This window comes from Aeromonas sp. FDAARGOS 1408 (assembly GCF_019048665.1).
Taxonomy (GTDB): domain Bacteria; phylum Pseudomonadota; class Gammaproteobacteria; order Enterobacterales; family Aeromonadaceae; genus Aeromonas; species Aeromonas dhakensis.
In genome coordinates this window covers 3,214,841-3,228,860 of record NZ_CP077394.1, presented here as the reverse complement: position 1 = coordinate 3,228,860, position 14,020 = coordinate 3,214,841, and the positions used below count along the sequence as shown (strand labels likewise).

Here is a 14,020-nt window from a genome sequence, read left to right as displayed (position 1 = left end):
GGCAGATGGCCGAGATGGCACCGTCCGCGCTGGCATTTGATCACAACACAGTCGCATCTGGGGTTAATATGAGTCTTGATATGCAAGAGTGGCGCGAAGAGACCACCGCCATCGTCAACGAGTTGCTGGCCGATGGCAGCAACCCGGATCTGGAGTACGAGATTGAGCACCACTTTGCCTGCCAGGATTTCGATCTGCTGGAGAAGGCGGCGGTCGACCTGTTCAAGGCCGGTTTCGAAGTGACCGATGCCGAAGAGATGGAGCTGGATGACGGCGCCACCATCTTCTGCTTCGACGCCACCGTCGAGTGCAAGCTGGACATCGAGACCATAGTGGCGGACATCGCCACCATGCTGCCCATCCTCGAGAAATATGGTGTGGATTACGACGGCTGGGGCACCTACTTCCAGGAGTAAGTTGCCTGATGTGTGCCAGCTACTGCTGCGCGCCAGAAACAACAAGGCCACCCTCGGGTGGCCTTGTTGTTGTGAGCATCACGCCTGTGGCAACTGGTAGCAGCGGGCAAACTCGGCGGGGGGCAGCGGGCGGCTGAACAGGTAGCCCTGCAACCGGTCGCAGCCGGCCTGCACCAGCCACGCCTGCTGCTCTTGCGTCTCCACACCTTCGGCGGTGATCTTGATGCCGAGCTCGTGGCCCAGCCCGATGACGGAGCGCACGATGGCGGTGGTGGCCTGGTTGGTGACCAGCTCCTGCGTGAAGCTTTTGTCGAGCTTGAGGGTCGCTACCTGCAGCCGTGGCAGATAGGCCAGACTGCAGTAGCCGGTGCCGAAGTCGTCGATGGCGAGCTGAAAGCCCGCCTCGATCAGGCAGGCCAGGTTGCTCTCTATCTCGTCGGCGTTCTCCATCAGCACCCCTTCGGTGATCTCCAGCTCCAGCTGCCAGGGGGCGAGGCCGTGACGTTCGATGCAGGCGAAGATCTGCGGGCAGAGCTCGGGATCGCGAAATTGCAGCGGCGACAGGTTGATGGAGAGCACCAGATCCGGTGCATCGGCCTGCCAGCGGGCCAGCTGGGCGCAGCCCTGCTCCAGCATGTGGCAGCCGAGCAGGCCGATGAGCCCCAGCTCTTCCGCCAGCGGGATGAATTCGTCCGGCGAGATCATGCCGAGCTCGGGATGGGGCCAGCGGCAGAGCAGCTCGGCCCCGTGCAGCTGGCTGGTGCGGGTGCTGATGATGGGCTGGTAGACCGCGGTCAGCTGGCCGGACTTGATGGCGAGCGGCAACTGGGCCGCGATGAGCTGACGACGCTTGAGCTTGGCATCGAGTTCGGGGTCGAACAGGGTGCAGTGCTGCTGCTGACGCTTGCCCTGGGCCAGGGCGGCCTCGGCGTGGCTCAGCAGCCGTTCGGCGTCGTTGGCCTTGCCGTGGGCGATGCCGAGGAACACCGGGATCTGGATCCTGTGCTCTTCCACCTGATAGGGGACCATCAGCGCCCCCTGCAGACGGCTGCTCCAGTTGGCCAGCGGCTCGTTCAGTTCGGGCAGCAGCATGGCAAAGTCGTCGGCGGCCACCCGGCACACCAGCGACTGGGGCGGAGCCAGCTGCTGCAGGCGACGGGCCACCTGGCTGAGCAGGCGGTCGGCGACCCGGATGCCGAAGCGGTCGTTGATCTCGCGAAAGTGTTGCAGGTCGACCAGCACCAGGCTCGCCTTGCGGGCGCCGAGGTGACGGCTGGTCTGCAGAAAGTGGGAGAGCTTGAGCAGGCCGGTCAGGCTGTCGTAGTGCTGCTCCTGCTGCAACTGGGCCTGGGTGGTGCGCAGCCCGGTGATGTCGCGGCTCAGGGTGAGGATGCCGAGGGAGTTGCCCTCGTCGTCCGGCACCTCGACCCGGGTCACCTCCAGATGGCGGCCCTGGCCGTTGGCATCCACCAGGCAGTATTCACCCCGTCCCATCGGCAGTTCGGTGGAGAGGCGGTGGGCCACCCGCTGGCCGAGGGCCTCGCTGGCCGCCATCCCCATGAAGTCGAGAAAGGCCTGGTTGCAGTCGATCAACAGCCCCTGATGGTCTTCCAGCCGGATCGGATCCGGGATGGCGTCCAGCAGGCGGCGTTGCAGCAGTTGCTGCTGGCGGAAGGTCTGCTCCAGCTCCTTGCGCTGATCTATCTCGTTGACCATGCCGAACAGAGCCACCGGCTTGCCCTGCTCGTCGTAGAGCGGGATCTTGTGGATCTCCATCCAGCTGGTGGCGTCGCCGTTGTTGCAGTGCAACTGCTGATAGAGCAGGGGTTTGCCCTCCGCCAGCAGGCGCAGATCCTCTTCCCGAAAGATGTCGCCCCAGGGCATGTCGGCATCCGTCTTGCCGACGAGATCCGCCGGCAGCGGCAGACCCGCCTGCTCCGTGAAGGCACGGTTGGCAAACAGGTAGCGCCCATCCGTATCCCGGCAGAAGATATTCATGGGTAGCTGGTCGATGATCTGCTGCAGCAGGGGCAGGGTGAGCAAGGAGTTCACACAGACACTCACGGGGGAAATTTCGAGCAAATCTATGATAGCAGGCTGGTTTTGTAAAGCTTGGGTTAAGGCTGACTCATTTCTGCCGATCCCTGCTGACAGTCTCTGTCGCTGCCGCCATAATAGCCGCCGGTCGGCCGAGGGCCGGATTATATGGATGAGAGAAGCAGCATGAAAAAGATAGTGGGAGTAGCACTGGCCCTGTTGATGGCCGGTTGTGCCAGCGACAACAATGGCGGCGAGCAGTACCGCTATACCCCGCCAGTAGCCAAGGCGACCAACAACACCCAGGAGATGCAGATCCCGGTGGATCTGGTGTGGGCCCGCGCCGAGAAGTGGTTTGGCGATCATGGCCTTAACATCGAAAACAGCCAGCGTGGCTCCGGCCTGATGACCGCCAACGTCGAGAACTCGGCCGACGGTCTGGAGTGGCTGGATTGCGGTACCATGGGCTCCAAGGTCGCACTGGGCAACCCCAACCTGCAGATCAACCTGATCATCACCCAGAGCGGCAACAACAGCGTGGCCACCGTCAACGTCAAGGGCAACACCCAGCTCTACTTCGTCGAGTCCTCCGGCGAGCGGGTACCGGCTCCTTCCATCACCCCGGTGTGCGTCTCCCGCGGCAGCCTGGAACAGAGCCTGTTCTCCACCCTCGCCAACTAAGGTTGCGCCGAGTACCAGCAAAAACCCCGTTGCCTGCAACGGGGTTTTTTGTTTCCGGCCTGGTGGAAGGGGAGATGCGGGCCGCTGTTGATAGCCGCAAAAAACAACCCCCGGCAGGGCCGGGGGCTGGATAGAGTCGGGTGACTCAGCGGGCGACGTCGCCGTGAAACAGCGTCTGTTCGCCGGCTTTGAGCACATACCCCTTCCACGGGAAGAGGGCGTAGCCGCTGCCTTGCCACGACCAGTTGCCTTCTGCGCCTTGGCGGGTGAGCAGGTATTGCTCGCCGCTCGGCAGGGTCAGCTCGGCCTGGCTCTGATCGGCGTTGAACAGCACGAAGGCGCTGCCGGTCTGGCTGGCATCGGTCGGATTGAGCCGGATGCCCTGCTCGAACAGCCGTACGCACTGCCTGGTCAGGGCTGACCACTGATAACCGGCGCTGGCACGGCAGCCGTGGACATCCTGATCATTGCCGACCAGGTGTTGTTCCGGGGTACTGCAGGCCGCCAGCAGCAGGGAGGCGGCCATCAGGGTCAAGGTGCGCATGGTTACTCCTTGGCATCCCGCTCGATGACGATGTTGGAGAAGCCCAGCTCCTTGAAGTAGTTCTCCCGGTAATCCTTCACGCTCTTCTTGTCGCGCCGGCATACCTGGGCCAGCTGCTCCTCCATGGCGTGGAAGCTGGTGAGATCGATCCCTTCGGCGGCGGCAACGGCATCATAGATGCTGTTGAACTTGTCGTTGGCGTAGCCGATCTCCTTGGCCTGCTTCTTGTAGGTGTAAGTAATCTTGAACGCCATGGCGTTATTCCTTTGCTTTGGCTTGCTTGCGCTGGACGTACAGATAGAGGCTCTCTACCTTTTCCCGCGCCCAGGGAGTTTTTCGCAAGAATTTCAGGCTGGACTTGATGCTGGGATCCTGGGTAAAGCAGCGGATATTGATCTCCTGCCCCAGTTTTTCCCAGCCGTAGTGTTCGACCAGGGCGGTGACGATGGCCTCCAGCGTCAGCCCGTGCAGCGGGTTGTTCTTCTGGGAAGCGGGTTGATCGCTCATGCCTGCTCCGCCAGCTTGGCAAAGGGCTGACCCATGCGGGTGGTGACCCCGTTGGCCAGATGGGGTTCGAACCCGGCCAGCATGCCCGGGCCAAACAGGCAGACGACGGTACTGCCCAGCTTGAACAGACCCATCTCGGCGCCTTTTTGCAGGGTGATGGCCTCGTCACCTGTGTAGTCCCAGCGCACCACCTTCTTCTCTTTGGTCGGCGCTATGTTGCCGGCCCAGATGGTTTCGATGCTGGCCACGATAGTGGCACCGACCAGCACCAGCGCCATGGGGCCGTGCGGGGTGCGGAAGGTGGCCACCACCCGCTCGTTGCGGGCAAACAGGTTGGGCACGTTCTCGGCGGTGAGCGGGTTGACGGAGAAGAGATCCCCCGGCACGAACACCATGCTCTCCAGCACGCCGTCCAGCGGCATGTGGATGCGGTGGTAATCCTTGGGCGCCAGGTAGATGGTGGCGAAGTCGCCATCCTTGAACGGCGCCACCAGATCCTCATAACCGCCCAGCAGCTCGCGGGCGCTGTAGTCGTGGCCCTTGGCCTGGATGATGCGACCCTGCTGGATCGGGCCGAGCTGGCTGACGGTGCCATCCACCGGCAGCGCCAGGGTCATGGCATCCTCGACCAGGGGGCGGATCCCCGGCTTGAGCTCGCGGGTGAAGAACTCGTTGAAGCTCTTGTAGTGGGCAGGGCTCTCGTGCAGCGCCTCGCTCATGTCGACCTGGTACTGCTTGATAAAGGCCTCGATCACCTTGGTGGTGAGGTTGCCCGCTTCGGCGGCGGCAAGCTTGCCCACCAGGCGGGAGAGGGTGTGTTTGGGCAGACAGTATTGACCGGCAATTTTCAGGTTGTCAGTAATGCTCATGTTCATCATCAACGTAGGTTAAACAGGGTCACAGGCGTGCCTGTTGGCGACCGTGACGGGCTTCCTGCATGGTTTCCAGGATGCGGTGATAGTTGTGGAAGCGATCGGCGCTGATGGCGCCCGCTTCGACCGCGGCGCGCAGGGCGCAGCCGGGATCGTCCTTGTGGGTACAGTCGCGGAACTTGCAACCGCCCAGATAATCGCGGAACTCGACGAAGCACCAGGTGATGCGGTCGGCCTCCAGATGCCAGAGGGCGAACTCGCGGATCCCGGGGGAGTCGATGAGATCGCCGCCGCTCGGGAAATGATAGAGCCGCGCCGTGGTGGTGGTGTGTTGGCCGAGTCCCGAGTTTTCGGAGATCTCGCCGGTGAGCACATCCAGCCCCGGCATCAGGGCATTGGTGAGCGACGACTTGCCGACCCCGGACTGGCCGACGAAGATGCTGATCTTGTCGGTCAGGGCGGCTTTCAGCTCATCGAGCCCTTCGCCGCTCTCGCAGCTCACCAGCAGTACCTCGTAATTGAGCTTGCGGTAGGTTTCGAGCTGGCGCTCGATGCGGGCGCGGGCGGCATCATCGAGCATGTCGACCTTGTTCAGCACGATGAGGGGACAGATCTCCACATCCTCGGCGGCCACCAGATAGCGGTCGACGATGTTGGTGGAGAACTCGGGCATCACCGCCGAGACGATGATGATCTGGTCGATGTTGGCGGCGATGGGTTTGACCCCGTCGTAGAAATCCGGCCTGGTCAGCACCGAGTGACGCGGGTGCACCGCCTCGATGACGCCGGCGGTCGCGGCATTGAGGCCGGGACGCCACACCACCTTGTCGCCGCACACCAGGCTGCTGATGCTGCTGCGTCGCAGGTTGCTGCGGTGGATGGCACCATCGCTCGCCTCGACGTCTGCGTGCTGACCAAAACGGCTGATCACCACCCCTTCGATGGCCGGCCCGAACAGGGTGTCATCCACCTCTGTGGTGTGCTCTTTTTGCAGCCGACGCTCGCGGTTGGCCTGGACGCGCCTTTGTTGACCCAGATTGAGTTTTGCTTTCTTTGCCACTCGATTCGCCAGTTTATGAACAGATCCAAAGCCAGTATGATACATGCAAATTGGCAAAATTCCGCCATTCCTCCCAATAGAGAGAGCAATCATGACAGTCAGCGCGCAGAACCTGGTATGGATCGACATGGAGATGACGGGCCTTGACCCTGAAGAAAACGTGGTACTGGAGATTGCCACCATCGTCACCGACAAGGACCTGAACGTGCTGGCCGAAGGGCCGGTCATCGCCATTCACCAGAGCGACGAAGAGCTGGCCAAGATGGACGACTGGAACGTCAACACCCACACCAAGAGCGGTCTGGTGGCCCGGGTCAAGGCGAGCCAGCACGACGAGGCGAAAGCCGTCGCCGAGACCCTCGAGTTCATTCGCCTGTGGGTCCCGGAGCGCACCAGCCCGCTGTGCGGCAACAGCATTGGCCAGGATCGCCGCTTCATGGTCAAGCACATGGCTGATCTGGAAGCCTTCTTCCACTATCGCAACGTCGATGTCAGCACCATCAAGGAGCTGGTACGCCGCTGGCAGCCGGCGCTGCTGGATCAGTTCAAGAAGAGCGGTACCCACCAGGCGCTGGACGACATCCGCGAATCCATTGCCGAACTGCAGTTTTACCGCAGCCACGTCTTCAAGATCTGACGCCCAGGCAAGGGATTGCCCCGCTCTGGTTGCTAAAATCGACAGTTCGACCAGCTTTTGAGCGAACGCGCGCAACCAGACAAAAAAGCCCTTGCAATTGGAATGACTGCTCTTATAATTCGGCTCCCGTACAGTAGCGCAAGCAACCAAATGCTGTACGGCCTGTTTTAAGGTAGTTGCGGGAATAGCTCAGTTGGTAGAGCACGACCTTGCCAAGGTCGGGGTCGCGAGTTCGAGTCTCGTTTCCCGCTCCAAAATCTGATGATGACACTGGTGCAAACCAGCCCGATGCGGGAATAGCTCAGTTGGTAGAGCACGACCTTGCCAAGGTCGGGGTCGCGAGTTCGAGTCTCGTTTCCCGCTCCAATCATCAGCCAGCCTCAAGACAACCTAATGTTGCGGGAATAGCTCAGTTGGTAGAGCACGACCTTGCCAAGGTCGGGGTCGCGAGTTCGAGTCTCGTTTCCCGCTCCAAAAATTTGTAAGTGATATTCCGATGCGGGAATAGCTCAGTTGGTAGAGCACGACCTTGCCAAGGTCGGGGTCGCGAGTTCGAGTCTCGTTTCCCGCTCCAATCACTTGCAGATGACATCCTGTTGCGGGAATAGCTCAGTTGGTAGAGCACGACCTTGCCAAGGTCGGGGTCGCGAGTTCGAGTCTCGTTTCCCGCTCCAAACAGTTTCTAGTAGATATGTGTAAGTGACATTCCGTTGCGGGAATAGCTCAGTTGGTAGAGCACGACCTTGCCAAGGTCGGGGTCGCGAGTTCGAGTCTCGTTTCCCGCTCCAATCACTTGCAAATGACATCCTGTTGCGGGAATAGCTCAGTTGGTAGAGCACGACCTTGCCAAGGTCGGGGTCGCGAGTTCGAGTCTCGTTTCCCGCTCCAATCTCCCTTCAAATTCAATCTCTCTCCCCCAAGTTCACGAATCCAGTTGCTCAATACAATCACTGCCACATTCAGTTGGTAGAGCATGATCCGCGCTTGCCAAGGCTGGGGTCGCGAGTTCGAGTCTCGTTTCCCGCTCCAATCTCTCTTAGAAGTCCTCACCATCCATTTGAATTGCCCATTACATCGCGCTGCGATGATTTGTCGTATCCGGCGTTCAGCCAGATCAGAGCCATGTTTGCTGTACTCGTGTCGTACACAAGGGCGGGAAGGGCTGTTGCTGCTGCGGGCAGGTTGATGATCGTGGTGGGGAAGGGGAAATGGCAGGCAAAAAAATAGGAGGGGCGATGGCTCCTCCTACCGGCTCACTGGCGCTGGCTTAGATAACGGTAACGTTCTCAGCCTGAGGACCTTTTTTGCCCTGGGTCACAGTGAACTGTACTTTTTGACCTTCAGCCAGGGTCTTGAAACCGGCGCTCTGGATGGAGGAGAAGTGAACGAAAACGTCCGGTCCCTGGGATTGCTCGATAAAGCCAAAACCCTTGGTCTCATTGAACCATTTTACTTGGCCGGTGCGAATGTCAGACATGTGGTAAGTCCTATCTATAACAAAATGAAACTAAGCCTGGTTGGGCAGCATTTGCCTAGAAAGCAGGGGTTGAAGCATGACTGACCACGTCAATTTGTCCCAGTAGCATGTAGCACAATCCCTGTCTAAAGCACAAACGATTGTACGTGAGCACGATCCCTTGTCAATTTGGCACTTTTCATTTTTTGAGCAAGCTAAAAATATTGTGAAGTCAGTAGCTTGTTTCACGGGAACCGGTCAAAAAAACGGGAGGCGCCAGGCCTCCCGTTTCATCACTCCTTGAGGGCGAATCCTTCGCCCTGTCGGTCGTAGCGATAGATGGCCTGACCGTAGGAGCGGATCTCGACCCGCTGGATGCGGCGGGTGTCGTCCACCAGGATGAAGATGGCGCGACCAGACTGCAGGCGGGTCAGCGGGCGATCAGGCCCTTCAATGGCAATGAGGCGGCTCAGCTCGGCGCCCGGCAGCTCGAACTTGCGGAAGATGGAGTAGAGGGTTTCACCGGCCTGCACATCGTGTTGCAGCCAGGTGCCATTGACCTTCTCTTCCACCGGTTTGGCCGCGGCGGGGGTATTGCCGCTGGCGCCGTTGCCCACGGTGAGGGCCTGGGCCGGTACGGCGATGGGTACCGTCAGCGAACCGGACGGCGCCGCCTTGGGTTCGGTCGGGGCGGGTTCCCAGGCCAGTACCAGCAGCCAGAGCGGGATCAGGATCAGCAGCCCTATGGTGTGCTTGCGGGGCAGCGGGCTGGCCAGTTTGAACTTGCCAGTCCTGGGTTCCTGGCCGCGCTGGCCAAGTCCGCTCATGCCCTGGCCGATGCGTTGGCGCAGGGGCAGGGTAGCGGCATTGATACGATGGAGCAGGGATCCTTGTGATTCGTCTTGGCGACGCTGCTGGGCTCGTCTGTTGTGGCCACGGGGGCGACGGTCCGGGGTGGGCACGGCATTTACCTCTCACTACATTGCCTGCCATCAGGCAAATTCGTGCCTATGGTAAACGGACTCGCCCCCGAGGGGGAGAGTCCTGACCGTGAAAATTATCAGCTGAGACGAAATTGTCCCAACAATTGCTGTAAACGCTCGGCCGCCTGACGCAATGCCTGGCTGGCTTTGGCTGTCTCGGTGGCATCCTGGGCGATGTCGTTGGCCAGTGCGTTGGTTTTTGACAGATTGCCGGAGACGGTCTCGGAGACCGAGCTCTGCTCTTCGGCGGCGGAGGCGATCTGGTAGGTCATGTCGTTGATGGTGGAGATGGCCTGATAGATGCTGCCGAGCGCCTCTTCCGCCAGATCTGCTTCCCCCACCGCCTGGTGGGTCAGCTGCTGGCTCTGGTTGATGGCGTTGACCGCGTTGGCCGAGCTGTGGCGGATCTTCTCGATCAGCTCCTGGGTATTCTGTACCGCCTGCTGGGTGTTGCCCGCCAGTTTGCGCACCTCGTCGGCTACCACCGCAAAGCCACGGCCCTGCTCGCCGGCCCGGGCCGCCTCGATGGCGGCGTTGAGCGCCAGCAGGTTGGTCTGATCGGCAATGCCCTGAATGACGGTGAGGATGCTGGTGATCTGCTCGCTGTCGTGAGCCAGCCCTTCCACCACCTCGGCGCCTTTGCCGGCTTCGGCGGCCACCTTGTGCATCGACTGGATCACCTGCTGGAAGCGCACCTTGCCCTGATCCGCCGCGCCCTGGGCCTGTTTGGCGGAGTCGGCGGTGTTGTTGGCGTGGGTCGCCACCTCCTGGCTGACGTAGGACATCTCCTGCACCGCGGTCAGCATCTGTTCCATCTCCGCCTGGTGGTGCTGCAGGTTGTTGTCGGTCTGGCCGGCGATGCGGTCGGTGTCGCCGGCGTGACGGTTGACCTCGCTGGCGGTCTTGAGCACATCCCCCAGCAGCACCTGCAGCTTGTCGATGAAGCGGTTGATGCCCTTGGCCAAATCCCCCAATTCATCCTGGGACTGGGTATTGAGCCGCTTGGTAAGATCCCCCTCGCCATCGGCGATGTCATCCACCAGGCTCACCATCTGGCGGATGGGGCCTGTGATGCTGCGGGCAATGACCAGCATGGTGGCCAGCGCCAGCACCAGCACCACGACGGCACCCACCAGTTGCTGGGTCATGGCGGCCCGGTTCATGTCGCCCAGCTGGGCTTCCAGCTGATCGGCTCCGGCCAGCACCACCTTGTAGGGCAGGGTGACGATGATGGCCCAGTTGCGGCTCATGCCCGGCACCGCGATGGGTACCGAGATGCGAAACGCATCGTCGAGCTCCTCGCGCTGTACCTCGGGTTTGAGGTATTGCTGCCAGCCGTTGCCGAGCAGCTTGTCGGCGCGACTGCCGAGCAGGCTGGCATCCCCGCTGGTGCCGGTGATGACGCCGGCAGCGCTGACGATCAGGGTCTCGCCCTTGCCGTCATAGATGTTGCTGTTGAGGGACTGGGCCTGACGGCTGATGGAGTCCACCGCCAGATCGAGGGCGGCGATTCCCTTGAACTGGCCGCCCACCATGATGGGGGTGGTGATGGTACTCACCAGCACCTGCTGGCCGTTGATGTCCACCTTGAAGGGGTCGATCAGGCAGGAGCGCCCCTCCCGTTTCGGGCAGGCGTAGTAGTCGTTGGCGGGATTGCCGAACTCATCCGGATCGCTCTTCTCGATGGAGAGCAGCAAATCGGTGCCGATCTGGTCCTTGTCACGATAGAAGTAGGGGACGAAGCGCCCCTTGCTGTCACTGCCCAGCGCCGTCTGGCCGGCAAAGCTGGCGTCCTGGCCGTCGAAGCCGTTGGGCTCGAAGCCGGCGAAGGCACCGTATAGCTGGGGTTCGAGGGCGAGCTGGGCCTTGAGCAGATCGGTGGCCTGCTGGCGATCCAGCGGCAGCTTGCCCTCCTGCTGCAGGGCGAGGGCGCTGGCCATCTGCTGGGTATAGGAGAGCCCCTTTTGCAGCAACTGGGTGATGGTGGCGGCCTCGGCACGGGCGTTGGCGCTGACCTTCTGCCAGGCCTCCTGCTGCAGGGCGGCGCGGCTGGAGCTGATGGTCAGCTTCTGGGTCTGTTGACCCGAGTACTGGTTGAGCAGGATCAGGATGACCAGGGCGGCGGTCATGGCGATCCCGGCCATCACCAGAATGCGATTCTGGATAGAACGGAATTGCATCGTCTCTTCCTTGTTGGTGAGCGTTATTTGAATATCGGCCGGAGGAGGCAGCTCTCCAACACTTTGCATAGCAAATAGGAAACGGGGATTTTGTTTTGCGATCCCCTTCAAACATCAGGTGGCAAGGGGGCGGACCGGTGCTTTGTTCCCCCTACTTTGGCTCGTGGCAGCGCCATGGTTTTCCCATCCGTCATTGTCGGTGCTAAAATGCGACGGTTTTTTTAACGAATTGGCCCAAGGCCCTCTACACAAGGCTTAAAGATGAAAGTCAAAACCCGTTTTGCTCCCAGCCCGACCGGCTTTTTGCATGTCGGCGGTGCCCGTACCGCACTCTATTCCTGGTTGTTTGCAAAGAACCAGGGCGGTGAGTTCGTGCTGCGTATCGAGGATACCGACCTGGAACGTTCCACTCAGGAGGCCATCGACGCCATCATTGAGGGCATGGAATGGCTGGAGCTGAACTGGGATGAGGGCCCCTACTACCAGACCAAGCGCTTCGATCGCTACAACGGCCTGATCGACGAGATGCTGGCTGACGGCCGCGCCTACAAGTGCTACTGCTCCAAGGAGCGGCTGGAAGCGCTGCGCGAAGGCCAGATGGCCAATGGCGAGAAGCCCCGCTATGACGGCAAGTGCCGCGACCACGCCCACGACCATCCGGCCGATGCGCCCCACGTGATCCGCTTCCGCAACCCGACCGAAGGCTCCGTGGTGTTCGATGACCACGTCCGTGGCCGCATCGAGTTCGCCAACACCGAGCTCGACGATCTGATCATCCGCCGTACCGACGGCGCGCCGACCTACAACTTCTGCGTGGTGGTCGATGACTGGGATATGGAGATCACCCACGTGGTGCGTGGCGAAGACCACATCAACAACACCCCGCGCCAGATCAACATCTACAAGGCGCTGAACGCACCGGTGCCAGAGTTTGCCCACGTCTCCATGATCCTGGGTGACGACGGCGCCAAGCTCTCCAAGCGCCACGGTGCTGTCTCCGTGATGCAGTACCGCGACGACGGCTACCTGCCGGAAGCGCTGCTGAACTATCTGGTGCGTCTGGGCTGGTCCCACGGCGATCAGGAGATCTTCAGCCTGGAGGAGATGATCAAGCTGTTCAGCCTGGACGCCATCTCCAAGTCTGCCTCCGCCTTCAACACCGACAAGCTGCTGTGGCTGAACAACCACTACATGCGCAGCCTGGATCCGGCCTATGTGGCCAAGCACCTGGCCTGGCACATGGAACACCAGCAGATCGACACCAGCAAGGGCCCGGCACTGGCCGACGTGGTGACCCTGCTGGCCGAGCGCTGCAACACCCTGGTCGAGATGGCCGCCCAGAGCCGCTACCTGTTTGAAGAGTACGAGGCGATCGACGAAGCGGCAGCCAAGAAGCACCTGCGCGGCGTTGCCGCCGAGCCGCTGACCCTGGCCAAGGCCAAGCTGGCGGCATTGGATAGCTGGACCACCGAAGCGCTGCACGAGCTGATTGAAGCCACTGCTGCCGAGCTGGGTCAGGGCATGGGCAAGGTCGGCATGCCGCTGCGCGTGGCGGTGACCGGTCTGGGTCAGTCCCCGGCCATCGACGCCGTGATGGCGCTGGTGGGCAAGGAGCGGGTTCTTGCCCGTATCGATCGCGCCCTGGCGTACATCGAAGCACGCATGGCTGCCGAGTAAGCTTGCCGTCGCACATTGCCGTCACCGGTCTGGGGTAATCTCTCCCCCGCCATCGATGCCGTGATGGCGCTGGTGGGCAAGGAGCGCGTACTCGCCCGCATCGACCGCGCTTTGGCGTATATCGAAGCGCGCATGGCTGCCGAATAAGCGCCAACCATCGCTTGAAAAAGGGCTCCCGTGCGGGGGCCCTTTGTTTTTGGTCAAGGGCCTGTTTTGTGACATAAAACAGCGAGATAGCTGTGCCATTGCCGGTTAAATCGGCTAACTGCTTGAATTTTGACTAAACGCGCGAATCGCCGTTATTTTTGGGTTGACAGCAAAGCGGCCGGTGCCTATCATGCGCCTCCGTTGCCGGAGATAACTTTGGTAGCGCCGAGGTGAGTTGGGGTTATAGCTCAGCTGGGAGAGCGCTTGCATGGCATGCAAGAGGTCCGCGGTTCGATCCCGCGTAGCTCCACCAAATTATCCTCGAACAATCTGGAATCCAAGGGGTTATAGCTCAGCTGGGAGAGCGCTTGCATGGCATGCAAGAGGTCCGCGGTTCGATCCCGCGTAGCTCCACCAGGTTCCTGATTGAAATGAAGTGCCCAGGGCAGTGCGGTGTGTATCACCCAGGCCGACCTTTGTGGGGTTATAGCTCAGCTGGGAGAGCGCTTGCATGGCATGCAAGAGGTCCGCGGTTCGATCCCGCGTAGCTCCACCATTATTTAGGATGATTGGCCGCCAGAACCATTCATTCAGTACCGGATTTGGGGTTATAGCTCAGCTGGGAGAGCGCTTGCATGGCATGCAAGAGGTCCGCGGTTCGATCCCGCGTAGCTCCACCAAATTCAGAGTGACTCAACGTCACTCACACACATCGGGGTTATAGCTCAGCTGGGAGAGCGCTTGCATGGCATGCAAGAGGTCCGCGGTTCGATCCCGCGTAGCTCCACCATCTTTCGTAATGAAAGTAGAAAAGGCCACCGCA

Annotated in this window: 14 protein-coding genes and 12 tRNA genes; 17 read left to right on the top strand and 9 right to left on the bottom strand. The window is 60.9% G+C overall.

The annotated features are described in order from the left end of the window. Nucleotides 1-68: 68 nt before the first annotated feature. The gene (gene rraB, locus I6L38_RS14795; protein ID WP_080628938.1) at nucleotides 69-416 is read left to right on the top strand and encodes a ribonuclease E inhibitor RraB; all 348 of its coding nucleotides are present in this window, start codon (nucleotides 69-71) and stop codon (nucleotides 414-416) included. Between the two features lie 78 nt (nucleotides 417-494). Here rraB and I6L38_RS14790 read toward each other — a convergent pair whose 3' ends face one another. Continuing rightward, nucleotides 495-2,468: a bifunctional diguanylate cyclase/phosphodiesterase gene (locus tag I6L38_RS14790; RefSeq protein ID WP_042007430.1), complete on the bottom strand. Its 1,974-nt coding sequence runs from the start codon at nucleotides 2,466-2,468 to the stop codon at nucleotides 495-497. A gap of 171 nt (nucleotides 2,469-2,639) precedes the next feature. Between I6L38_RS14790 and I6L38_RS14785 the strand changes: the two genes are divergently transcribed. Then, nucleotides 2,640-3,134 carry a hypothetical protein gene (locus I6L38_RS14785; protein WP_010633004.1) on the top strand — a complete coding sequence of 165 codons (495 nt, stop codon included), beginning with the start codon at nucleotides 2,640-2,642 and terminating at the stop codon, nucleotides 3,132-3,134. Nucleotides 3,135-3,279: 145 nt separating this feature from the next. Here I6L38_RS14785 and I6L38_RS14780 read toward each other — a convergent pair whose 3' ends face one another. From I6L38_RS14780 to rsgA, 5 genes are read right to left on the bottom strand one after another with little or no spacing between them, the layout of a single operon-like run. Then, complete coding sequence (locus tag I6L38_RS14780; RefSeq protein WP_216988677.1) at nucleotides 3,280-3,678, bottom strand: hypothetical protein; 399 nt, start codon at nucleotides 3,676-3,678, stop codon at nucleotides 3,280-3,282. 2 nt (nucleotides 3,679-3,680) lie between these two features. Continuing rightward, complete coding sequence (locus I6L38_RS14775) at nucleotides 3,681-3,932, bottom strand: DUF2960 domain-containing protein (RefSeq protein ID WP_043170355.1); 252 nt, start codon at nucleotides 3,930-3,932, stop codon at nucleotides 3,681-3,683. A 4-nt stretch (nucleotides 3,933-3,936) separates the two neighbouring features. Then, nucleotides 3,937-4,185: a VF530 family DNA-binding protein gene (locus I6L38_RS14770; protein WP_019839449.1), complete on the bottom strand. Its 249-nt coding sequence runs from the start codon at nucleotides 4,183-4,185 to the stop codon at nucleotides 3,937-3,939. Continuing rightward, nucleotides 4,182-5,054 carry an archaetidylserine decarboxylase gene (gene asd / locus I6L38_RS14765; RefSeq protein WP_043170490.1) on the bottom strand — a complete coding sequence of 291 codons (873 nt, stop codon included), beginning with the start codon at nucleotides 5,052-5,054 and terminating at the stop codon, nucleotides 4,182-4,184. Before asd ends, I6L38_RS14770 begins: the two co-directional genes overlap by 4 nt. Before the next feature lie 28 nt (nucleotides 5,055-5,082). Beyond that, nucleotides 5,083-6,117, bottom strand: coding sequence for a small ribosomal subunit biogenesis GTPase RsgA (gene rsgA, locus I6L38_RS14760; RefSeq protein WP_043170352.1), 1,035 nt, complete (start codon nucleotides 6,115-6,117; stop codon nucleotides 5,083-5,085). Nucleotides 6,118-6,208: 91 nt separating this feature from the next. Between rsgA and orn the strand changes: the two genes are divergently transcribed. From orn to I6L38_RS14720, 8 genes are all read left to right on the top strand, one after another. After that, on the top strand, nucleotides 6,209-6,754 hold the full coding sequence (gene orn, locus I6L38_RS14755) for an oligoribonuclease (protein ID WP_017779425.1): 546 nt from the start codon (nucleotides 6,209-6,211) through the stop codon (nucleotides 6,752-6,754). A gap of 178 nt (nucleotides 6,755-6,932) precedes the next feature. Then, nucleotides 6,933-7,008 (top strand) — tRNA-Gly (locus I6L38_RS14750). A 36-nt stretch (nucleotides 7,009-7,044) separates the two neighbouring features. Then, nucleotides 7,045-7,120 (top strand) — tRNA-Gly (locus tag I6L38_RS14745). Nucleotides 7,121-7,152: 32 nt separating this feature from the next. Then, nucleotides 7,153-7,228, top strand: a tRNA-Gly gene (locus I6L38_RS14740). A gap of 24 nt (nucleotides 7,229-7,252) precedes the next feature. After that, nucleotides 7,253-7,328 (top strand) — tRNA-Gly (locus I6L38_RS14735). A gap of 24 nt (nucleotides 7,329-7,352) precedes the next feature. Then, a tRNA-Gly gene (locus tag I6L38_RS14730) sits at nucleotides 7,353-7,428 on the top strand. A gap of 38 nt (nucleotides 7,429-7,466) precedes the next feature. Continuing rightward, nucleotides 7,467-7,542: transfer RNA gene (locus I6L38_RS14725), tRNA-Gly, on the top strand. A gap of 24 nt (nucleotides 7,543-7,566) precedes the next feature. Further along, nucleotides 7,567-7,642: transfer RNA gene (locus tag I6L38_RS14720), tRNA-Gly, on the top strand. Nucleotides 7,643-8,021: 379 nt separating this feature from the next. Here I6L38_RS14720 and I6L38_RS14715 read toward each other — a convergent pair. From I6L38_RS14715 to I6L38_RS14705, 3 genes are all read right to left on the bottom strand, one after another. After that, complete coding sequence (locus I6L38_RS14715) at nucleotides 8,022-8,231, bottom strand: cold-shock protein (RefSeq protein ID WP_005297820.1); 210 nt, start codon at nucleotides 8,229-8,231, stop codon at nucleotides 8,022-8,024. 272 nt (nucleotides 8,232-8,503) lie between these two features. Beyond that, nucleotides 8,504-9,172 carry a LysM-like peptidoglycan-binding domain-containing protein gene (locus I6L38_RS14710; protein WP_043170351.1) on the bottom strand — a complete coding sequence of 223 codons (669 nt, stop codon included), beginning with the start codon at nucleotides 9,170-9,172 and terminating at the stop codon, nucleotides 8,504-8,506. 98 nt (nucleotides 9,173-9,270) lie between these two features. Beyond that, a complete protein-coding gene (locus I6L38_RS14705) occupies nucleotides 9,271-11,373 on the bottom strand; it encodes a methyl-accepting chemotaxis protein (RefSeq protein WP_026141314.1) in 2,103 nt (700 codons plus the stop codon). Between the two features lie 261 nt (nucleotides 11,374-11,634). On the opposite strand from I6L38_RS14705, the gene gltX reads away from it, so the two are divergent. From gltX to I6L38_RS14670, 7 genes are all read left to right on the top strand, one after another. After that, nucleotides 11,635-13,050 (top strand): glutamate--tRNA ligase, encoded by a 1,416-nt coding sequence (gene gltX / locus I6L38_RS14700; RefSeq protein ID WP_216988676.1) that lies wholly within the window; start codon nucleotides 11,635-11,637, stop codon nucleotides 13,048-13,050. A gap of 15 nt (nucleotides 13,051-13,065) precedes the next feature. After that, complete coding sequence (locus I6L38_RS22680; RefSeq protein WP_223302521.1) at nucleotides 13,066-13,197, top strand: glutamyl-tRNA synthetase; 132 nt, start codon at nucleotides 13,066-13,068, stop codon at nucleotides 13,195-13,197. A gap of 237 nt (nucleotides 13,198-13,434) precedes the next feature. Continuing rightward, nucleotides 13,435-13,510, top strand: a tRNA-Ala gene (locus I6L38_RS14690). Between the two features lie 28 nt (nucleotides 13,511-13,538). After that, nucleotides 13,539-13,614: transfer RNA gene (locus I6L38_RS14685), tRNA-Ala, on the top strand. 63 nt (nucleotides 13,615-13,677) lie between these two features. Beyond that, nucleotides 13,678-13,753 (top strand) — tRNA-Ala (locus tag I6L38_RS14680). Nucleotides 13,754-13,801: 48 nt separating this feature from the next. Beyond that, nucleotides 13,802-13,877: transfer RNA gene (locus I6L38_RS14675), tRNA-Ala, on the top strand. A 34-nt stretch (nucleotides 13,878-13,911) separates the two neighbouring features. Further along, nucleotides 13,912-13,987 (top strand) — tRNA-Ala (locus I6L38_RS14670). The last annotated feature ends 33 nt before the right edge of the window (nucleotides 13,988-14,020 follow it).